The sequence below is a fragment of the Fibrella musci genome (genome assembly GCF_041321105.1).
Classification (GTDB): domain Bacteria; phylum Bacteroidota; class Bacteroidia; order Cytophagales; family Spirosomataceae; genus Fibrella; species Fibrella musci.
On the sequence record NZ_JBGGWD010000007.1, the window covers coordinates 114068 to 135382 of the forward strand.

The 21315-nt window shown below is 56.8% G+C and carries 18 protein-coding genes; 7 read left to right on the forward strand and 11 right to left on the reverse strand.

Annotated elements, in window-relative coordinates:
- The first annotated feature begins 13 nt into the window (after positions 1 to 13).
- The 4 genes from ACAW74_RS22455 (at position 14) to ypfJ (ending at position 3514) form a co-directional block, all read left to right on the forward strand.
- Positions 14 to 376, forward strand: a complete 363-nt coding sequence (locus tag ACAW74_RS22455; protein ID WP_370700482.1) for a hypothetical protein — start codon at positions 14 to 16, stop codon at positions 374 to 376.
- Positions 377 to 382: 6 nt separating this feature from the next.
- Positions 383 to 1045, forward strand: a complete 663-nt coding sequence (locus tag ACAW74_RS22460) for a hypothetical protein (protein ID WP_370700483.1) — start codon at positions 383 to 385, stop codon at positions 1043 to 1045.
- Positions 1046 to 1089: 44 nt separating this feature from the next.
- Positions 1090 to 2313 carry a helix-turn-helix domain-containing protein gene (locus ACAW74_RS22465; RefSeq protein WP_370700484.1) on the forward strand — a complete coding sequence of 408 codons (1224 nt, stop codon included), beginning with the start codon at positions 1090 to 1092 and terminating at the stop codon, positions 2311 to 2313.
- A 337-nt stretch (positions 2314 to 2650) separates the two neighbouring features.
- Positions 2651 to 3514 carry a KPN_02809 family neutral zinc metallopeptidase gene (gene ypfJ, locus ACAW74_RS22470; RefSeq protein WP_370700485.1) on the forward strand — a complete coding sequence of 288 codons (864 nt, stop codon included), beginning with the start codon at positions 2651 to 2653 and terminating at the stop codon, positions 3512 to 3514.
- A 97-nt stretch (positions 3515 to 3611) separates the two neighbouring features.
- Here the strand turns inward: ypfJ and ACAW74_RS22475 are convergent, their stop codons facing one another.
- The 6 genes from ACAW74_RS22475 to ACAW74_RS22500 form a co-directional block, all read right to left on the reverse strand.
- Positions 3612 to 3851 (reverse strand): hypothetical protein, encoded by a 240-nt coding sequence (locus ACAW74_RS22475; protein ID WP_370700486.1) that lies wholly within the window; start codon positions 3849 to 3851, stop codon positions 3612 to 3614.
- Between the two features lie 129 nt (positions 3852 to 3980).
- Positions 3981 to 5075 carry a Gfo/Idh/MocA family protein gene (locus ACAW74_RS22480; RefSeq protein ID WP_370700487.1) on the reverse strand — a complete coding sequence of 365 codons (1095 nt, stop codon included), beginning with the start codon at positions 5073 to 5075 and terminating at the stop codon, positions 3981 to 3983.
- A gap of 61 nt (positions 5076 to 5136) precedes the next feature.
- Positions 5137 to 5559 carry a response regulator gene (locus ACAW74_RS22485; protein WP_370700488.1) on the reverse strand — a complete coding sequence of 141 codons (423 nt, stop codon included), beginning with the start codon at positions 5557 to 5559 and terminating at the stop codon, positions 5137 to 5139.
- A 130-nt stretch (positions 5560 to 5689) separates the two neighbouring features.
- Positions 5690 to 6538 carry a sterol desaturase family protein gene (locus tag ACAW74_RS22490; protein ID WP_370700490.1) on the reverse strand — a complete coding sequence of 283 codons (849 nt, stop codon included), beginning with the start codon at positions 6536 to 6538 and terminating at the stop codon, positions 5690 to 5692.
- Between the two features lie 122 nt (positions 6539 to 6660).
- Positions 6661 to 7770 carry an AI-2E family transporter gene (locus tag ACAW74_RS22495; protein ID WP_370700491.1) on the reverse strand — a complete coding sequence of 370 codons (1110 nt, stop codon included), beginning with the start codon at positions 7768 to 7770 and terminating at the stop codon, positions 6661 to 6663.
- Positions 7771 to 7871: 101 nt separating this feature from the next.
- The gene (locus ACAW74_RS22500; protein ID WP_370700492.1) at positions 7872 to 9068 is read right to left on the reverse strand and encodes a class I SAM-dependent rRNA methyltransferase; all 1197 of its coding nucleotides are present in this window, start codon (positions 9066 to 9068) and stop codon (positions 7872 to 7874) included.
- Between the two features lie 196 nt (positions 9069 to 9264).
- Between ACAW74_RS22500 and ACAW74_RS22505 the strand changes: the two genes are divergently transcribed.
- A complete protein-coding gene (locus ACAW74_RS22505) occupies positions 9265 to 10140 on the forward strand; it encodes a sugar phosphate isomerase/epimerase family protein (protein WP_370700494.1) in 876 nt (291 codons plus the stop codon).
- Between the two features lie 22 nt (positions 10141 to 10162).
- Here ACAW74_RS22505 and ACAW74_RS22510 read toward each other — a convergent pair whose 3' ends face one another.
- Positions 10163 to 10570: a hypothetical protein gene (locus tag ACAW74_RS22510; RefSeq protein ID WP_370700495.1), complete on the reverse strand. Its 408-nt coding sequence runs from the start codon at positions 10568 to 10570 to the stop codon at positions 10163 to 10165.
- A 78-nt stretch (positions 10571 to 10648) separates the two neighbouring features.
- The gene (locus tag ACAW74_RS22515; RefSeq protein WP_370700496.1) at positions 10649 to 11740 is read right to left on the reverse strand and encodes a sensor histidine kinase; all 1092 of its coding nucleotides are present in this window, start codon (positions 11738 to 11740) and stop codon (positions 10649 to 10651) included.
- A 255-nt stretch (positions 11741 to 11995) separates the two neighbouring features.
- On the opposite strand from ACAW74_RS22515, the gene ACAW74_RS22520 reads away from it, so the two are divergent.
- Both ACAW74_RS22520 and ACAW74_RS22525 read left to right on the forward strand, forming a co-directional pair.
- Entirely contained in the window at positions 11996 to 14560 is a 2565-nt protein-coding gene (locus ACAW74_RS22520; protein ID WP_370700497.1) for a TonB-dependent receptor domain-containing protein, read from the forward strand.
- 213 nt (positions 14561 to 14773) lie between these two features.
- Entirely contained in the window at positions 14774 to 17155 is a 2382-nt protein-coding gene (locus ACAW74_RS22525; RefSeq protein WP_370700498.1) for a T9SS type B sorting domain-containing protein, read from the forward strand.
- Positions 17156 to 17316: 161 nt separating this feature from the next.
- Here ACAW74_RS22525 and ACAW74_RS22530 read toward each other — a convergent pair whose 3' ends face one another.
- The 3 genes from ACAW74_RS22530 to ACAW74_RS22540 form a co-directional block, all read right to left on the reverse strand.
- Complete coding sequence (locus ACAW74_RS22530) at positions 17317 to 18627, reverse strand: hypothetical protein (RefSeq protein ID WP_370700499.1); 1311 nt, start codon at positions 18625 to 18627, stop codon at positions 17317 to 17319.
- A gap of 21 nt (positions 18628 to 18648) precedes the next feature.
- Positions 18649 to 19260, reverse strand: coding sequence for a hypothetical protein (locus ACAW74_RS22535; RefSeq protein WP_370700500.1), 612 nt, complete (start codon positions 19258 to 19260; stop codon positions 18649 to 18651).
- Between the two features lie 106 nt (positions 19261 to 19366).
- On the reverse strand, positions 19367 to 21247 hold the full coding sequence (locus ACAW74_RS22540) for an ABC transporter ATP-binding protein (protein ID WP_370700501.1): 1881 nt from the start codon (positions 21245 to 21247) through the stop codon (positions 19367 to 19369).
- Between the last annotated feature and the right edge of the window lie 68 nt (positions 21248 to 21315).

Genomic DNA, 21315 nt, shown 5'->3' on the forward strand with positions numbered 1-21315 from the left:
ACAACTGATCACCATGAAACTGATGCGCCTTTTTACCTGCCTGTTGGCAGGACTGTTTGCAGCTACTGCCTTCGCCCAGAATAAGCAAAAAGTAACATTTTTATTAAAAAATAACGGTACTGTATTCAAGGAATTCAAGTTCCTGGAGCGCCATCCCGACGATAAATCTCCTAACGTCTTTACCGCTCATTTACAACCCGGCGAAACCTACAAAGTCCAACTAAAAGTAGGTACGTCGCTTGCTCAGGTCAACCAAGAGGAGATTTACGCTAGCATGCGAGGTCTGACAGTCACTGGCAAGCCCCTGTTGGTCGTGAACGCAACCGATGCTGGCAAAACCATCAACCTGATTCAGAAAGCCAATTCATCTCGCTAACCTTCTATGAAAACGATAGTCCTATTCTGCTTAACCGCCCAGCTATTTGCCAACGTGCCTGGCACCGTGCTGGCGCAGGAGAAGCCCACTGTGCCACCCCCACCCCTTACGCCCAATGCTCCCCGCGTTTCATTTCTGCTCAAAAACACGCTGGGCTACCACCGCCTGTTTCGGGCCTATGGGCCGGGCATTGCCTATGGCTTTACGATGGACAGGCGGGAGACCACACCCAAAAACTGGCCGGTGGGCACCGGTCTCTATTTCTCGACAGATGGCGAAACCAACGGACCGTTGATCCTGACTGTTACGGCTGCCGACGAAGGTAAGACACTCACCACCGGCACCCATACCCCCGCCGAGCCTCGCTACGCGGCAGTAATAACGCCCGCTGAAGCCAACCGCGTACCGATCAGACTGCGGAACTCGGGTTTACTGCCAAAACGGGTTGCCCTGATCAGCTACGAGCCGGGCGAACGGGGCAACGGCACCACCATACTGACGCTGCTGCCACGAATGAGTAAAGCGTTTACCTTTCCGATTGGTACGCGGCTGTACCTCGCTGACGATGCGCAGGTCAACACCGTCATGAGTGGCCGATCTATCGACAACGGGAAGCCCTTTCATGTGGTGACGCTAGGCGATGCCAGCGGAACCGTCGACCTCAGATAAACGACCGGCTCGTATATTGTCAACCGTTCTACGTACCTGGCCCCATGACCTTTTATTTCTCCGCGTATTCAACGCCCCTGCTGTTTGGGTTCATCCAGGCCTGGATCTACGCCCTGCTGCTCTGGTATAGAGGATTTCGGGAAGAACGCCTCTCCGACAAGCTGCTCGGCTGCCTGTTGGTGGGCCTTGCCTTCGCAATTTGGGTCTATATGCTGGGCTTCGGGGGTATCGAGATCCTGTGGCAGCAACTCGAATTTTTCCCCCGAGACATTGGTCTACTGTTGGGACCTCTGGTTTACTTCTACCTGAAAAGTCAGCTCGACGCTACCTTTCGCCTTCGATGGCGCGACCTATGGCACGCTGTTCCGTTTTTGATCAACGTCAGCTACCACATCTTGGTGTTTGCGCAGGGGACGGCCTTTGTGCAACAGTGGGAACAGACCGTGCATAACCCGTTGCAGATTGGTGCTGTTGAGTACTGGTTCGAGATCGGTCAGCAGTTTGTGTATCTCTGCTTGTCGTTTCTGCTTTACCGCGATTACCGGGTCTGGATCAAGAACCAGTTTTCCGAAACGGATTCCATCAGCTTTCGGTGGTACCGCAATTTTCTGATTGCCAGCGCCGTCACCATCATCGCCAACCTGCTGGTCAACTTATTCGACCTTTGGTATGATCTCGATTTCTGGCACGACTGGTGGGGCAATCTCGTTACGGTCATGCTTATCTACTACGTCAGTATTGAGGGTTACGCGCAGGTACAAACCGGCCGCAAGCTGACTTTCCGGCCCGACAACGCACCCAGCCTGGACAGTTCCATCGGAACACCCCTCGCCCAGCCTGCCGCGTTGCCTGAGTTGGTTAACCTGCCTGCTGACAACGGACCCGTGAAATCCGTGGCGGCTGGCGCAAACCGAGCCGAAACCGCCTTACCCGATCTGCCCGAGCGCCTCACCGAATTGCTGGCTTACATGGCGGCCGAAAAGCCGTACCTCGAACCCGACCTCGCCCTGCCCGATCTGGCCCGGCGGCTGCACACCAACCCTGTATTGCTATCACAGGTGATCAACGCGGGAACGGGTAAGAACTTCAATGACTTTGTGAACGAATACCGGGTCGAGGAATTTAAGCGACAGGTTCGTGAGCCAGCCAACGCACACCTCAGTTTTCTGGGTCTGGCACTCGACTGCGGGTTTAACTCCAAGGCCACGTTTAACCGGGCTTTCAAAAAGTTTACCGGCCTTTCGCCGAAAGAATTTGTGGTGGGCTGACCGCCCGCGCTCATAAACAAAAAAGCCCGTCGGCGGAAGTGCTGACGGGCTTTTCTGATGCAGTTATGGGGTGAACGACACACCAACGGGAAAAGTTCGGCACTTGGAAGAATACGCCATAATTTTTCAGAAAAATTGACATCTTTGATCAGTTCGTTCGAGAAGGGCGTCATGGAGCCATTTATGCGCAATACAGACGAATTGCTTACCTTTCTGACAGTATACGGTTCATGGCTGTTGTTTTGCGCTGGTCTAACTCTTTGTTCACAAACGAAGTTTATACGCCACAGTAAGACCTGTGTTCACGGGCGCAGATGCCCATAATCTAGTTAACTAAATGCGTTGGTTAGGAGATCGCGAAAGCGGAAATGTAGAAGATCGCCGGGGTGAAGGCGGTGGTGGTGGCATGATCGTCGGCGGCGGTATTGGTACGCTGGTGATTGCCCTTGTTGTGTATTTGCTGGGCGGTGACCCATCCACCATCCTCAATCAGCAGGATACCAGCAGCCCCACCATGCCATCGGCACAGGTCAACTCACAGGCCGATGACCAGGCGGCCAAGTTCACCCGGGTTGTGCTGGCCGATACCGAAGATGTCTGGGCCAAGCTATTCACTAAAAATGGTGACCAATACCGCGCGCCCACGCTGGTGATGTTCCGGCAACGTACCCGCTCGGGTTGCGGGACCGCCGCCGCCGAGTCAGGGCCGTTTTACTGCCCGGTCGACAAAAAAATCTATATCGACCTTTCATTTTACGATGAACTACGCCAACGCTTTCGGGCACCGGGCGACTTTGCTATGGCTTATGTGATCGCACACGAAGTGGGTCATTGCATTCAGGATCAGTGGGGTATTCTCGACAAGGTGCATCAGGCACAGGAGCGCATGGGCGAAGTAGAGGCTAACCGGTTGTCGGTTCGGCTTGAGCTACAGGCCGACTTTCTGGCGGGCGTCTGGGCGCGTTACTATCAGGAGACCGAAAACCGGCTCGAAGAGGGCGATATCGAAGCCGCCCTGCGCGCCGCTAACTCCATCGGCGACGACCGCATTCAGCAGCAAACGCAGGGGTACGTTCAGCCCGATGCATTCACACATGGCACCGCCGCCCAGCGCGCCTATTGGTTCATGAAAGGCTATAAAACCGGCGACCTTAACCAGGGCGACACCTTCAACAGCAACGAAGACGCGCGGTTACAGTAATAAAAGAGTGATGTACAATGTATAATGCACGATGTACAATGGGGGCCGAGGCGAAAACCCATTGTACATCGTGCATTATACATTGTACATCACTCTTTTATTCCACTTCCGCCAGATAGGGCAGATAGGGTTCGAGTTTATCGGTCGATTTGAAGGCCGTTACCTGAAGAATCTGATTGGTGTAGGCGTCGTGCCGAATTTCTACGTAGAACGAGTCGAGGCTATAGAGGAGGAAAATAAACTCATCTTCATACCGATTGGCCAGAATGCTCCCCTCGAAATACAGGGCGTTCATCTGATCGTCGGTGTCAAGGCTGGTAAAATGGGCGGGGGTCATACGGCGTCGATTTCAAGCGAAGATAGAAGGAAAAACAGTATACAGTGATCAGTTTGCAGTACGCAGTTTTGCTTTCGCTGCCGTAACGAAAACCTGTATACTGCCGTGTTGATCACTCTATACTGTCTTTCAGAGCGTTACCCGCTTGCCTTCTTTGGCGGCTTTATAAATCGCTTCTACGATCCGAATATCGGCGAGGCCTTCTTCGCCGGGCACCAGCACCGGTGAGTTGGTCATGATCGCTTTGGCATCGTTGTCCATCTGCATGGTCTGTTCGTAGGGCGTTTTGAAAGCCACATTGGTCTTGAACCCATTACTCCCCTCTCCTTTCACGCCGTCGTAGGCCGAATATGGCTCCATCCGCAAAAAGCCTTTTTGCCCCGTCACCTGCAGGAAGTTCATGTTCATGCCATAGCTGCTCTGCACCGACGCCCGTGCCCCACTCGGGAATTCCAGCTGCACCATGCTGGTTTCATCGAGGCCGTTTTTGTAGATCTCGGGGCGGGTGGTGTATTGCTGCGCCGTCAGGGCAATCGGTTCTTCGCCCGTTGCCAGCCGCGCCCCCTGCAACACATAAACGCCCATATCATACATGACACCGCCCCCCATCTCTTTCTTCTGCTTCCAGTGGTTGGTGCGGGCGTCGAAGTACCCCGCCGCGCAGTTCACCAGTTGAATTTTACCGATGTTACCCTCACGCAGAAACTTGACATACGCCTGCGTGTTGGGCTCGTGGTGAAGCCGGTAGCCGACCGTCAGCACCCGCTTGTTCTTGCGGCAGGTGTCGATCATGTTCTGGCACTCGCGCGCGGTCACGGCCATTGGTTTTTCCACCCACACGTGTTTACCCGCCTTGGCGGCCCGTACTACGTATTCTTCATGCATCGACGGCGGCAGCACCACATACACCACATCAATGTCGGGGTTATTGGCGATCTGATCGAACGTCTGGTAGCTGTAGATATTCTTATCAGGAATATTGTACTGCTTTTTCCATTTCTCGGCTTTCTCGGGCGTCCCGGTCACAATACCGGCGAGGTAGCAGTTCTTGGTTTGCTGGAGCGCGGGGGCCAGCAGATCGGTGCTGTAGTAACCCAGTCCAACCAGCGCCACGCCTAGTTTATCTTTTTTGGGCGCTGTAGCCGCCAGCAGGGTATGGGGCGACACAAGGGTCGAGGCCGAAGCCATCGATAAGGTTTGGAGCACGGTTCGGCGAGATGCCATAAATAACGGAATGGTTTAGTAGATTGGTTAAAGATAGCAGACAAACGTACCCAACACGGCCTCAACAGTTGTTGGGATGCAGGCAACTTTGCCAGTAGGCAATAATCAACCGGATTTGCTCCTGTAGCGAATCGTAGGTGGTGGCTTTCTTGAAGAACCCCTGAACGGTTTCATCGTAGGCCGCCCGAACCAGTTCCGGGTTCGACGCAGTGGTCAGAAACACAAACGGAATCGATTTACGCTTGAGCGTTTCGTTGTCGGTTATGCATTGCCGCAGTTCCAGCCCATTCATCAGCGGCATATTCACATCGCAGAGAATCAGAAAGGGAAGTTCAGTCGTTACTTCCAGGTACGTCAGGGCTTCTTGTCCGTTCGGAAAAAAAATTCGTTGATTGGGTACCTTGAGCCGTTCCAGCGCCAGATTGATCATGTACTGATCATCTTCATCGTCTTCGATGATCAGAATGGGTCCATGTACAGACATAAAGCGGGTGTGTTGCAGGCCGAGGCCCGCGAAAACAGGTAGTAGTGAGTTGAGTAGCTACCGAATGGGTGGCAGCCGAATCCTAAAAATAGGGAAAAAGACAACTCGCTTAAATCCTGGTCACGTCTTTTCAGTCGTCAGTTAACACACGCTGTTTTTCGCCAACCGGTGGCCGATACGCCTGAAACGGTGTCTTCAGGATGCCGCCAATGTGGCTATGTTCGTGGGCGTCGGGATGCGTATCGAGGCCATAAATCAGGTCCCTACCGGCCCGCTCGGCGTGGGTGCTGAACAGCCGGTCCCAGATCGAAAAAATGTTGCCGTAGTTGGTATTCGAGTAAGGCAACACGTAATGGTGATGCACATGATGCATGTTGGGGGTCACCACCAGCCAGCCAATCGCCCGGTCGGCCCAGCGGGGCAACTCAATGTTGGCGTGGTTGAACTGCGAGAGCAACACCGAAAACGCCTGATACATAAACACCAGCCACATGGGCGCGCCCACAACGATCACCGCCAGCGTCGTAAACACGAAGCGAATCACGCTTTCGCCGGGATGATGGCGGTTGGCGGTGGTGGTATCCACATACTGGTCGGAATGGTGTACGGCATGAAACTGCCACATCCACTTTACATGATGCTCGGTCCAGTGCGCAAGCCAGGCACCAATGAGATCGAGCAACAACAGGCCGATAATGGCTTCGGCCCAGAGCGGCAGGGCCACCCACTGCAACACACCAATGTGGCTAGCTACCGCCCAATCGCTGGTTTTGACCAGGATGAACGCCAGCGCAAAGTTGACGATGATGGTCGTGAGCGTGAAAAAGAAGTTGACGCCCGCGTGCCGGGGCTTATGGTAATCAAACCGGAAGAGCGGCACCACACTTTCGATCAGCCAGAAAAAGGCGATCCCACCTACCAGAATCAGGCTGCGGTGCGCCGACGGAATATGTTCGAAATAGCTGACAAGGCGCTCCATCGTATCTGTGTTTTGTGAAATCAAAACACAAAATACGACTAAATTCGTTGCCCCTACCCTGAAAAAACTGGTATATTGAAGCTGTTTGGCACCCCACCAAACGGCGGGGCGCTACTATGGCGCTAGCGTACGGTTCGCTCAGCCTTTACTTCGGCTTGCTCTTTCACGCTGGCTTCGTCCTGTGCCGCTTCGATCCGTGACTCCTGATTTTCGCGGGCAAACACCTGCATCAGCACGATAAAGAACGACAGGATGGTGGGCCCAATGACTAGGCCGAGAATGCCGAAAATGGGCACGCCGATGACGATCCCCGCCAGCGTAACCAGCGGATGCACGTCGCCCATGCGTTTAGCCAGCAAGATCCGCAGCAGGTTATCGATGTTGGTGATTACGATGGCCCCCACCAGCAGAATACCGACGCCATCGGTTGTATTACCCTGCGAGAGCTGAATCAGGCCGGCCGGAGCCCAGACCAAAGGCGTACCCAGCACTGGAATAAAGGCCAGGAAGAACGCCACCGTGCCCCAGAAACCGGCGTCCGGCACGCCAAAAATCATCAGCGTCAGGCCAGTCAGCACGCCCTGCACGAACGAGACGATGCCCTGCCCCAGCACGTTGGCATTGACGTTGTTTTTCAGCTGATCGCCCAGTTCCCGGAGGGTATCCCGTTTGAATGGCAAGTGCTTACGCAGGCCCGACAGGAACGTTTCTTCGTCTGAAAACATGTAGAACAGCGTGAAGAGCATCAGGCCGATAATGACCAGAAAGTCGAGCGCGCCACCGGCCAGAGAAGGCAGCTGACGGCTGGCAAACGTGCCGCCCTGCTGCAACATCCGCTGAATATTTTGCTGACTGGTGATTTTAAAGCCAGTCAGTTCTTCGGCCTGTTTGACCAGGCCCAGAATCTGATCGGTATGTTGCGAATAGTACTGAATGCGATCAATGAGCAGCAGGCTCAGTACCAGAAACGGCAGGATAATAACGAACAGCGAAAAGAACAGAATGCCCGACGTAACCCAGGTGCGGTTCCATTTTTTCTTGTAGACCAGCCCATAAAACACGGGCCGAAAAATAACGTAGAGAATACCCGCCCCAAAAAAGGCCGACACGTAGCCCTGAAGACCAGCAATGATGAAGCCTCCCAGCACAAGCAGGCTGGCAATCAGCAGAATGCGCTGCTGTTTGGGCGTGTAAATGGTGTTAGTGACGGTGTTGGTATCTGTAGAAGCCATTCGAGAGAACAGTGTAGACTAAACGATAAACAGGATGCCGACGCGCGGCAACGGACCTGTCAGTGAAAATCGTATAGTATACACCGTACAGTCGAAATTGTTTATTCTACCCACAGTACCAGTCCTTTGAGGTAACCGCCTTCGGGGTGAAACAGACTCACGGGATGGTCGGCGGGCTGGCTCAGGTGATGCAACACCCGCACCTGCCGCCCGGCTTCGATAGCCGCCGCCACGACCGTGTTATAGAACAACTCCCGATCGACCACCTGCGAACACGAAAACGTGAACAGGATGCCACCCGCCGCTACTCGTTTCAGCCCTTCTACGTTCAGGCGTTTGTAGCCCTGTACCGCCCGGTGCCGTGCCGACAGGCTCTTGGCGTAGGCGGGTGGGTCGAGCACCACCACGTCGTACTGATGATCGTGGGCTTTCAGGTAGTGCATCACGTCGTCGGCGATGGCTTCGTGCTCGCCCGAGAAACCGGGATTGGCCGTGATGTTCTGATTAGTGAGGTCAATTGCTTTCTGCGATACATCGACCGAGTGTACTTGTGTGGCACCAGCGGCCAGCGCATACACCGAAAAACCACCCGAATAGCAGAAGGCATTCAATACCCGCTTGCCGGCAACGTACCTGGCGAGCAGTTGGCGGTTGTCGCGCTGGTCGAGGAAAAAACCGGTCTTCTGGCCCGTTATCCAGTCGACCAGAAAGGTATGGCCGTTTTCGAGCACAGGGCGTGGCGTTTGGGCGCGACCAAAGCGGTAACCGTTCTGCACCCCCGCCGCGTATTGGTCAGGCAGGGTTTCGGCGCTTTTGTCGTAAATGGCTACCAGTTCTGTGCCAAATACCTGCTCAAGTGCTTCGCAGATGGCCTGCCGGTGCCGGTGCATCCCGATCGAGTGTGCCTGAAACACGGCCACCCCGTCGTACAGATCGATAATCAGGCCCGAACAGCCGTCGCCTTCGCCGTGCACCAGCCGGTAACAGTTGGTCTGCGCGGGTACCACGCTGCGCCGCACGGCCCGGATACGCTCCAGTTTTTGCGTCCAGAACGCCACGCCGGGGTCGATGGGTTGGCCGTTGGTGTGCGCGGCAAAGGAAAACAAACGTACCTGAATGCTGCCATCGTGGAAATGCCCGGTGCCCAGGTACGTGCCGCGGCTGTCGAACACCTCAACCACGTCGCCGTCGTCGATACCCTCGTCGCGCCGGGCTACGGCTCCCGAAAAGACCCAGGGGTGAAACCGCCGTACTGCTTCATCGCGGCCTTTTTGCAGATGTACTTTAGGAAATGTCATGCGTCGATTAAAAAGCAAACCGCAAAGGTCGGTAAGTGGCCAGCAGTTTCATGACAGAATGTTGGGCAAATGAGGGATTTGTTTTGGTGGAGCATTAATCCTGCACGAAAAAACGTGTCTAATGGCCGGTTCGGCGCGGGTAGGCTGCTCATTAGAACAGTCGGTGCTGTATCTTTTCGCTTCAAATCTTTGTTTCATGCAAACCAACAGACGTGATTTCCTTAAGCAGGCGGGCCTTTTCTCAGCCGGTACGCTTGCGCTTTCTTCCTCATTGACCGACGCCTTCGGTGGCACTATCCGTAACTACGGCCTTCAGCTCTACAGCGTTCGGGATGTGCTGCCCAAAGACCCCAAAGGCATCATGACCCAGCTGGCTAAGATGGGCTACAAGCAGTTTGAGAGCTACCAGGGCGAGCAGGGCTTTCTGTGGGGCATGGAGCCCGCAGCCATGAAATCGTTCCTGAACGGGCTGGGCGTGAAGATGGTCAGCACCCACTTCGATTTTGGCGGAGCGGCCAAAGATGCCGACAAGCTTCAGCAGTATATCGACATGGCCAACGGCGCCGGGCTCAGCTACATGCTCTGCCCCTATATTGGCCCTCAGAAAACCTGGGACGACTGGAAGCGCGTAGCCGACAGCTTCAACCGGGTAGGCGAAGCCGTGCGCAACGGTGGCCTGAAATTTGGCTATCACAACCACGACTACTCGTTCCGGCCTATGCCCGACGGCCGGTTGCCGCAGGATTACCTACTGGCCAACACCGACCCGATGAACGTGATGTTTGAGCTGGATCTGTGCTGGATTGAAGCGGCCGGTCAGAGTGCCGTCGACCACCTGAAACAGCACGGCAAACGCTATGAGCTGTGCCATATTAAAGATTACAAAAAAGAAGCCGACGGCAAAGTAGTGCAGCAAAACCTGGGCAAGGGGATCGTCAACTACAAGGCCATCCTGAAACAGGCGCAAAAAAGCGGCATGAAGCATTTCCTGGTTGAGCAGGAAGAATACCCGCAGTCGCCGATGGCCAGCATGCAGGTCGACGCCGATTACATGAAGACGCTGAAAATTTAGTAGGCTTCGCGGTCATTGATGGTCAATGACCGCTAACTACCCCTACCAGCTGCCCGATGGCCCGGTCAATGTCGGCGCGTTTGGTGGCGGGCTGATCGAAACGGTTGAATGGACGTAGTTCGAGCACGAACGTCTGTTCGACCGTTTCGGCATCAAGGGGGGTGAAGAGTTTATACCCCACGGCCGTTACGGGCATCAGGCCATGCCGGGCTTTGAACCGCGCCAGCCATTGCCCCAGAGCCGCTTCCAGCTGGGCGTCAGGTACGTTGGCAGCGGGAATAAACCGCACTTCGGCGTGATTGCGGTCGCGGAGTTGTTGTTCATCCGGCGCAAAATGGCCTGCACAACTCGAAAACGTCTGCACAAGTCCCGTTTGGGTCAACGCCTCGACCAACGGCCAAATGGGCAATTCAATGTCGTTGGGAAGCATAAAGTTTGTTCAAGGTTCAAGGTCCAACGTTCAATTGCGTCATTAAACGTTGAACGTTGGACCTTGAACGTTTAACCGTCACACATCCACTGACACCGGGCGAGGGACTTTCGGGGCGGGGGTACCTTCGGCTTCGATCACCAGCTTTACCCGAAAACGGCCTTTGTCTTCCCCGTAGGTCAGGATATGCCGACCGGGGTAATGCAGCGTGAGCCGTTGCGCCACGTTAGAGATCCCGATACCGGAGTCTTCTGTGGATTTACTCGCCTGCGCGAATAGTGGATTATCGACCACAAAGGTAAGCTGCTGCCCCTCCACCGACAGTTGAATGCTGATGCTGCTCTTCTCCTGTCCGTGCAGGCCGTATTTGAAGGCATTTTCCACAAACGGAATAAACAGCAACGGCTCGATCAGTAGCCCCTCGACCGGCCCCTGCACGGCAAAGTCTACCGTTTGCCGGTCGGTGAGGCGCATGCGTTGCAGGTCAATGTAATAGTGTAGCTGCTCGATTTCCTGCGTGAGCGACACCCGGTCGCGTTGCGCCTGATAGAGCATGTACCGCAGCAGTTGCGAGAGTTTCACCACCGCCGCTTCGGTCTGATCGGCTTTCTGGCGCGCCAGCCAGCGAATGTTGTTGAGCGTATTGAACAGAAAGTGCGGGCTAACCTGCAATTTCAGCATAGCCAGTTCGGCCGATACTTTCCCAATCACCATCTGCTGTTGCTGATCGCGCAGGCGGGTGTGGTGGCGGCTCAGAGCAATCAGCGAGCTGAGCATGGTAATAAAGCTAAACGAAAAGCTCACGCTGAGCACGCCCGGCCACGGGCCATACGGCTTATGGCGACCGCCGGGTTTGGCCCAGGGCCGCGGTGCCTGAGGCAAGCCATAATAACAGGCGAGCTTCACCAGACAGACCGTCACCAGCGCCCCTACCAGCACCAGCACAAACCGGCGCCGCTGTTGCTGCATGAGCAACGCGGGCGTCAGCTGATTCAGGTTGTAATAGAAAAAGACGATCATCACGCCACCCGTCAGCAACTGCGCGGTGCCGATGCTAAGCAGGTCTTGTGGGTTCCATAGAAAGGAGGGCAGCGTCAGGAAGGGCAGGCCAATAAAGACCAGCCAGCCCACCGTATGCAACACCCCCTGGTAGCGTTCAATTGCTTTCATAAATCAGTCCCTTGTGGGCCCGCCAAGTTGGGCTAAGCCAACCACACAACGAAAGATACGGGCTTCCGATGCGTCTTGCTTCACACCGCCGATAAACGGGCCCAATGTGTCGATGAAATGCATTTCCGGCGTTTATCGACACATTACGGCCTTAACGCTACACTCATTTTTTTCCTAAAAAAGGCGCGTAAACCTTTGTGGCACAAGCATTAAAAATACATTCTGATTATGAACCGTCTATCCTCTCTTTTACTTATGGTCGCGTTATCGGCACCGGCTTATGCTCAGTTTGGCCCTCCGGGTGGCGGGGGCGGCGGTATGGGTGGCCCTCCGGGCATGGGCGGCTTCAGACAGGGGCAGCAGGATAGCAAGAAGACGAAAGAGTTTGTGCCGGGGGCCGACAGTAACGCACCCAAAGGCTCGGCTAAACTCAGCGGCGTCCTGACCGACTCAACCTCGGGCAAACCCGTTGAATATGCCACTATCGCGCTGATCGACGCCACCACCGGCAAGCCTGTCGATGGCGGAGTGAGTGACGGGCAGGGCAAATTTTCGCTTAAAAATCTGCCCGCCGGTACGTTCCGCCTGCAATATTCCTTCATCGGCTACCAGACCCGCAACGCCGGGCCGGTTCAGCTCGAGAAAAACACCGATCTGAAACTGGGGACAGTAGTTTTAGCACCTGACGTGCGCTTGCTCGGCGAAGTAACCGTGACGGGGCAACGGGCCATGATCGAAGAGAAAGTAGATCGGCTGGTATTCAACGCCGAAAAAGACCTTACCGCCCGCGGCGGCGATGCCGCCGACCTGTTGCGGAAAGTGCCGCTGCTCTCGGTCGATCTAGACGGCAACGTGAGTCTGCGGGGCAGCACCAACATCCGGGTGCTGATCAACAACAAGCCCAGCACCATCGTGGCCGCCAACGTAGCCGACGCCCTGAAGCAACTACCCTCCGACATGATCAAGAGTGTGGAGGTGATCACCAGCCCCTCGGCCAAGTACGACGCTGAAGGCTCGGCGGGGATCATTAACATCATTACGAAGAAAAACACGCTGCACGGCATGACGATGACCGTCGACGCCGGGGCCGGCACGCGAGGCTCAAATCTGGGGCTGAACGGCTCGTATCGCGAAGGCAAACTGGGCATCAGCCTGGGCGGGTTTGGCCGCTATATGTACAACCGGGCCTCGTCGACCTTCGACCAGACGACGTTGCTGCCCAGCGGCGGCACCCAGCGCAGCCTGCAACAGAACAGCAATTTCGACAACCCGCTGTTTGGCTCCTACTCGCTTAGCGCCGACTACGATCTGAAGAAAGATGAGTCGCTCTCGGCCAGCGTGCGCTACGGCACCCGCAACTTCGTTCAGTCGCAGAGCCAGTTTACGCAGACGTACCTGAACAACGTGTATAACGGCAACCCCACCACCCGCGACATTCAGCAGAAAAACCTGTCGAACAGCATCGACGCCAGCCTCGATTACCTACGTACCTACGGCACAGGCGAGGGCAACCAGACCCGCCCCGAACTGAGCCTGTCGCTGCAACTGAGCCGGGCTAACGTCGACAACAATTACACGGCCAACCTGCTGAGCGGTATATCGAGCGAAATTCTGCGTCGGCAGCGCAACGTCAACGATAACACCAACCAGGAGCTGACGTTCCAGGCTGATTACCAGACACCGCTGGGCAGCCGGCAGTTGCTCGAAGTGGGCGGCAAGGCCATCAACCGGCAGGTAAACAGCCAGTTTGAGTACCTGGCCGCCACCGGCAATAGCGACCTGTTTGTACCCGATCCGAACAGCCCGTCGGGTTCGCTCGACTACCAGCAGGGCATTCAGGCTGGGTACGTGTCGTATACCTACGCCAGCCGTAGCAAATACACCCTGAAAGCGGGGGTACGTTACGAACACACGGGGATTTCGGCTTTCGGTAGCGACGGCAAATCATTGGGTATCCCCGACTACGGCAACCTGGTGCCCAGCCTCAATTTATCGAAGCAACTGAGCCAGACAACGACCATCAAGGCGGCGTATAACCGGCGGATTCAGCGGCCCTTCCTGCAAATGCTGAACCCCAACGTGAACGCATCGAACCCGCTGAATATCACGAAGGGCAACCCCTACCTGAGCCCCGAGCTGACCGACAACGTGGAACTGAGCCTCAGCACGACGGTGAAGAAGGTGTACCTGAACTGGAGCGTGTTTGGCCGACAGACCAACAACGAGATCACGCAGGTACGTATCGCGTCGGACTCGGTGCCGGGCGCCATCATCACTACCTTCCAGAATATTGGTTTCGAGCGAACCATCGGTACCAACGTATTCGGCAACGTGCAGCTGACGCCGAAATGGAGCCTCAACGGCGGCGTCGATCTGTATTACCGACTGATGCGGGGCCAGATCACCGACCTCAACGGTCAGTCGGTCAGTCGGGAGAATGCCGGCACGATCCTGAGCGGCCGCCTCACCAGCCAGTGGTCGTTGGGCAAATGGGGTATTCAGGCCAACGGTTTCGTGAGCGGGCCGCGTATTCAGCTACAAGGTCAGCAGGGCGGTATGTACATGTACTCGGTGGGGGTGCTGCGCAACTTTGCCAACAAGCAGGGTAGCATCGGCCTCGCCGCCGAAAACTTCGTCGGTGGCGTGCAGATGGTCTCTACGTTCTCGTCGCCCACGTTGCAGCAGGAGAGCGTGATGCGGCTCTACAACCAGAATATCAAGCTGACGTTCAACTACCGCTTCGGCAAGATGACGTTCCAGCCCAAGAAGCGCCGCAACAACCGCGAAGGTGGTGGTGCCGGCAACAACGAGGAGTATTAGAAACCCACATACACTTACTAGAAAGCGGGGCCGCACTAATCTGATTAGCGCGGCCCCGCTTTCTAGTAGAATACCCGCAACCTTTGGTTTGCTTTCTGCGTATCTTGACGCAGTAAACCGTACGCCGCCCACCGCCGTATCCTCTTGATTGACAAGCCGTTCATATAACGAATCGGTACCCTTTTTCTAAGTCATTCCAGTAACCCCTACGCTATGCGCTGTACGTTTTACGCACTATTGCTGTTGATTGGCCTGCTTTGCCCCCGATTTGTGTCGGCCACACACCTAGTGGGCGGCCATCTGGAGATGCGGGCGGTAGGCGACCAACCCGGTCATTTCATCGTCACAGTCACCAATTACTTCGAGAATAACAACCGGGCAGCGGCGGTTTCCAACGGCACCCTCGGCATTTACCGAAAGCGCGACAACAGCCTGATGATGCAATTTACGGCCTACGAAACGGGTACGGTCAAACGTAGCCAGATCGTCTTCGCCAACGCCTTCTGCGCCAGCCAGCGAAACCTGAATTTTATCTCGGCCACGTTTGTCGCTGACATTCAACTCGCTCCGTCGCAGTACAACGACTCGCAGGGGTACTACATGTCTTACCAGACCCGAAACCGCAACGGCAGCGTCGACAACCTCGTGAACCCCCTGAATACGGGCTTCACGTTTTACCTCGAATTTCCGGCCCTGAGCACAACGGGTAAATTCGGCAATAACTCGTCGCCGTCGTTTGCGCCGGTCAATGGCGAATACCTCTGCCTCAACAACCCGTTTACGTTTCCGTTTGGCGGAACCGACCCTGATGGCGACGAGCTACGCTACAGCATGATTACCCCGCTGAATCAGCGCGGCGGTGGTAACAATAACAACAATTCCATTCTCTCGCCCGGCCCCTACCCTACAGTCAGCTTTCAGACGGGCTACTCCGCCGACAACGCCATTCCAGGGAGTCCGTCCCTGTCGGTCAACCCAACCACCGGCCAACTGTCGGTAACGCCCACCAAAACGGGTCTGTTTGTTTTTGCAATCCTGGTGGAGGAATACCGGGGTGGGCAGAAGATCGGCGAAGTGCGGCGCGACTTTCAGTTCCTGGTGGTCGATTGCCCACCTACCCAAACGCCCAACCCCACGGCGCAGATTAAGGGACTGCCCGTTACAGCCACCAAAACCACGCTTTGCCCTGGTGAGTCGGCCACGCTCGTCGTCACCAACGACCCCAACTGGAACTACCAATGGCAACGCGATGGCCTGAACATGCCCGGCGCGACCAACAGCGAGCTGACCGTGAACGATCAGGGCGTGTACACGGTGCAGGTGTCGCTCAAAAATACCTGTACGCAGGCCGGTGGCACCCAGAGCCTCACCATCAACTCGATGAACACCACCCCGACGCTAACGGCCAAAGGGCAGTTGTGCGCGACCGACGGGTCAGTGACGATGACGGTGTCGACGCTCCCCGATATGGCCTACCAATGGCTGGCCAACGGGCAAGTGCTATCGGGCGCCACCGCCGAAGAGCTGCTTATCAGCCAGCCAGGTACGTATCGAGTCCGGCTCACGCACCTCACGCTCGGCTGCTCGGTCCTTAGCGAGCAACGGCAACTTACGCGTGCCCCGGCGGTAGTGGCAACGCTCCAGTCGGCGAGTGGCTTCGACCGGATCTGCCCCGGCAGTCGGCTCGACTTACTGGCCGACGGCGGCATACAATACAAATGGACGATCAACGGGCAGTTGATTGCGGGCGAAGCAGGCAGCACCTACAGTACCACCGTGGTGGGTACGTTCAGCCTGACGGCTACCGATGCCAACGGCTGCACAGGTACGTCGCCGCCGCTCACGCTGAGTGCTGTTCCGCCGGTTAACCCTATGCTCGACGTACTGCCCCCGATGTGCGGTACCATAGCGGCGGCGCAAACGCTGCTGGGCCAACCCATCAGCGGTACGTTTGCCGGGCCGGGCGTCAGCGGGTCCGTATTCAGCCCGGCGGTGGCCGGTGTGGGGCAGCATACGATCAGTTACAGCCTACGCCCCGCCCCCGAATGCACAGCCGTGACCACCTCGCAAACGGCGATCGTATACCCCATCCCGACAATCGACCTGCCCGAACAGATGCTGACGTTCCGAGGCAACTCGTTTACGCTGCAACCCGGCTTAACCGGCGATCCGACGCAGTTTCTGTGGTCGCCTGTCGATTGGCTGCGGGATGCGCAGGTGGCCAACGCGCAGATCGACGATATCCGGCAACCGATCGCTTATACGCTTTGGGTCGCCAATGCGGGTAGCTGCACGGCCACCGCCACCATCGAAATCGACGTGGTCGACCGGCTGTATGCCCCGGATGCCTTCACGCCCAACGGCGATGGAGACAACGACCAATGGACGATCGTCAACGCCGCCGCCTTCCCCGACCTCGACGTGACGGTCTTCAACCGCTGGGGCTCGGCTATCTTTCACGGCACCGGCGCCGATCAGCCCCGCTTCGACGGTCGGCTCGACGGCGTTGAGCTGCCCGGCGGTGTATATACCTACGTGATTCGGTACTCGCCCCTCTTTCCGCCCCTACGCGGCAAGCTCATGCTGTTGCGGTAAGCGAACGAGCGTGCGGTCAGATACCCGATCTGACAGTTCCCGGATCCCCGATCCGGCTTGAGCCTATTTCGTTGGCAAGAGGCTCTTCGAGCCATGAGTTTCTGTTCGCTGGGTCAGGGACCCACAGAGGGTCAGATCGGGGATCTGACCCTCTGTGGGGCTCATTCAAACTCGATCATGTATTCCGACAGGTATTGGCTTTGTTTGGGCTGAATGTCTTTGACGAAGAGCCGCGCCCGTTGCCCCAAACGCAGGCAGGTGTGCCGGTTTTTGATGTCGTCGGGTGTGTTTGTGGGTTGCAACGACGGGTACCAGAGGAAGGAGCCGGGCCGGTCGAGTAATGGCTGCGGTTTGGTCCAGTCCTGCGAGTTCAGCGCCTCACCCAGATTGGCGTGGGGGTTAAAGGCAATGTGAATGCTGCTTCCCGCCCAGGAGGGTCCCGTTGCTTTCGCCATGAGCATCACCCAGGCGTTCAGGTGCGTGTTCCAACTGACCGACGGTCCCCAGTGATAGCCTGCTTTGGGCGACGACGTGGGGCCACCCCCCGCCGCTTCCGGAATTTGCAGGCTGGCCACGGGTTTACCAACCCCATCGAAGGGAACCGTAAAGGCACTGCCATCCCAGCGGAGGGCCTTACCCTGTGGCTGGTCGAGGTCGGCGAGCCGGATACGGGCCACGCTGATGCACTGTCCACGCCGTTCGACCTGCGGGTCGTAGGTCGCCTCCTGATACGTACCTGGGTAGCCATATTCCCCGTAAAACAGGTAGAGGTAATCGCCGCTGACCACGGCCGACGGATCGCCCACGCCCCCGGCAAAGGTGTTGCCGGTATTGTGCTTGCGCAGAATCATACGTGGCTGTTTGTCTTCCAGGAATAGACCGCGGTTGGTCCAGCTGCGCCCGCCGTCGGTCGATTTCATGATGCCGATCCGGCATACGGCAGCCATCGAACCGGGTTCCTTGATGCCTTCCGGCCAGTTCCGGGTCTGGTAGCCCTCGCCCGTTTTGGCGTCATATGGCAGCGTCGACGGGTAGTTTTCGTTGTGGTAAACGGCATACAGCGTCCGGCCCGACGAATCGGTTTTCGCCTGATACACCGTCTCGAACCAGATCGCCCCGTGCAGGCCGGGCTGACCAACCGGCGCATTTTTAGGCAAGCGGGGTTCCGTGAAGGCTTCGGCTTTGTTGCGGAACGCGGCTTCGGCGTTGGGGCCATCGGCAAACTTCAGATCACGGGCATCGCCCCAAAGCGGGTCTTCGCCATACTTGCCCGGAAAAATCCGGAACGTATCGCCCACCCACGCTTCGGCCATGTTGCAGTCGACAAACGAATTGAACTGGATGGGCTTTGTTTTGATCAGCTTGAACGTCGGGCTAAATGGCTTTTCCTGCGTCTTTTCCGGATTCGACGAACAGGCGAATAGCATCGACAGCAACCCGCCGAGGAGGCAAACACGCGTAGTGAACGGCATATGGTGAGGTGATGAAAACGATTAGCGGTTTGCCGTCGTCGAAACGGGCGGGTTGATCATGATGTGGGCACGGTGCGTGCCGGGGTCCATGATCCACGGCATACCGGGGGCTTCGGGTTTCAGGGGCAGTCCGGTGCTTTCGGCGGTGGCATACGGGATGTACACTACGTAACGCAGATACCCATTTTTGACCTCACCCGTCGCGGGCGTGTACTCGTCCTCTTTTGCCGTATACGAATACAGCGACGAGGGGTGCTCCGGCATGGTCAACTTCTTATCCTTCACCTCCTGCTCGCGGATTTTCAGGATTTCATCGGGCTTTTTCCCTTCAGCTTTCAGCACCCGACCGCGCTCCATAAACGGCTCCAGATCCCGGTGATAGCAGGATACATTGAGTCCTTTTTGCCGCGGATCGTCGGCAAGGCAGATCAGTTCATTGGTGCCTTTCCGCAAGAGCACAAACGCATTCGTAGGTGAATAGCCGTAGACGGTCGCCCCGGCCCGTTTGTCTTCAGGAGCGGCCAGTACCGCCGTTTTCAGTTGAACGTCGGGCTGCGGCACAACAGAATTCTGCGCATGCAGGGCGGTAGACAGCCCCGGCAGGGCAGCAATCAGGAGAAGGAAACGGTTCATAATCAAGGCTGGCTTAGGCGAATCAAGTTAGAAAGAATTCTGGTTGATTGCTGACGCGGGGAGACGCAAGGGATTGCGTCTCTACGGATGCGTCAGCGATACGCCATCATTGATACCCCCGCGCCTGCAAGGCAAACAGTTCGGCATAACGGCCTTTCTGAGCCAGCAGCGCCTCGTGCGAACCGATTTCGAGCAGTTGCCCATTTTCGAGCACCAGAATTCGGTCGGCCATCCGAACGGTGCTGAACCGGTGCGAAATAATGACCGACGATTTGCCTTCGGTGAGCGCGTTGAACCGCTGAAACACCTCGTATTCGGCGCGGGCGTCGAGGGCAGCGGTGGGTTCGTCCAGAATAATCAGTTGGGCGTCGCGCATATAGGCCCGGCCCAGGGCCACCTTCTGCCACTCGCCCCCCGACAGTTCGACGCCTTGGTTGAAGCTCTTGCCCAACTGCTGCGCATAGCCCCCGGCCAGCTTGGCAATGACCGTATCGGCCAGGCTGCGCTGCGCCGACGTTTCGATACGCGGCTGATTAGTGCGTTCGTCGATGTCGCCCACGGCGATGTTAGTACCCGCCGACATTTTGAACCGGATGTAATCTTGAAAAATTACCCCGATGTGGCGGCGCAGATCGTCGAGGTCGTAGTCGCGGAGGTCGTGGCCGTCGAGCAGAATCCGGCCTTCGGTGGGGTCATAGAGGCGAGCGAGCAGCTTCACCAGTGTGGTTTTACCCGCGCCATTTTCGCCCACCAGCGCCAGTTTTTCGCCCGCCTGCAAGGTAAACGACAGCCCGCGCAACGCCCAGCGGTCGCTGTTGGCGTATTTGAAACCCACATTCTCGAACGTGAAGCCGGAACGTACCTGCGCCGGAAACGGCAGGGCCGTTTTGGGCGAGTGAATGAGCGGCTGAATGGCGAAATAGTCGAACAGGTCTTGCAGGTAAACGGCCTCCTGCGTGAGGCTGCTAAACTGCAACAGAATGCCTTCGAGCGAGCTACGTACCTGCCGGAACGAGCCCGCCAGAAACGTGAGATCGCCCAGCGAAATCTGGCCCGTTACGGCGCGTTGCACAATCCAGACATAGGCGCCATAATAGCCCGCCGTGCCGAGGCCCGTCAGCAACGTACCCCAGCCCGCCCGACTGACGGCGATGGCCTGATTCTTCTTCAGGTATTCGGTCGACAGCGTGCGAAAGCGGTCGATGAGGAAGCCCGACAATCCGAAAATCTTGACTTCTTTGGCCGTTTCGTCGCTGGCCCCAACGTACCTGAGGTAGTCGAGTTCGCGGCGTTCGGGCGTCCAGCTACGCGAAAGCGAATAGCTTTTCCGGTTGAAATAATTGTCGCCGATGAACGAGGGCGTCACGGCTACGGCAATCAGCAGCAACAGCCAAGGGTTGTAGACAGCCAGCCCCGCCGCCAGAAAACCCACCGAGATGAGTTGCTGCACCTGCCCAAACACACCCGACAGCAACACCGTGCGGCCGTTGGTCTGGCGGCGGGCGCGCTCGAGTTTGTCATAGAACGTGGCGTCTTCAAACTGTTCCAGATCGAGTTCGGCGGCGTGTTCCATCAGCCGGATCGACGTCTGGTTGGCAAACTTGTCGCCCAGCAGCCCATCGATGAGCGATACCGCCCGCCCGATGGCCGTTGAGAGAATAGCCAGGCCAAACTCCACAGCGACCAACTCCCACAGGTACGTGGTGTCGGCAGCACCGCCCTGCGTGCGACTAACGACCTGATCAATAATGAGTTTGCCGACGTACAGCGTGGCCGCCGGGATGGCCGCCTGCACCAGCCGCAACAGTGCATCGGCCAGAAACAGCGGCGGTGAGGTGGCCCAGACGAGCCGAAAAAACGTAGGCAAGTTGCCGAGTGCGGCAAAGCGTTCGCGCCAGCTAACCTGATCGCTTACGTCGCCAGTGGGTTTGGTCGATGCTGACCGGCGGGAGCCTCCTTTTTCATGGGTATTTGTTGTGGGTGTCATACAAGTATAGGACAAGCCCGACGATCGGTTGGTTCACCGCTCCAACGGCCTTTAATGCATGGATTTAA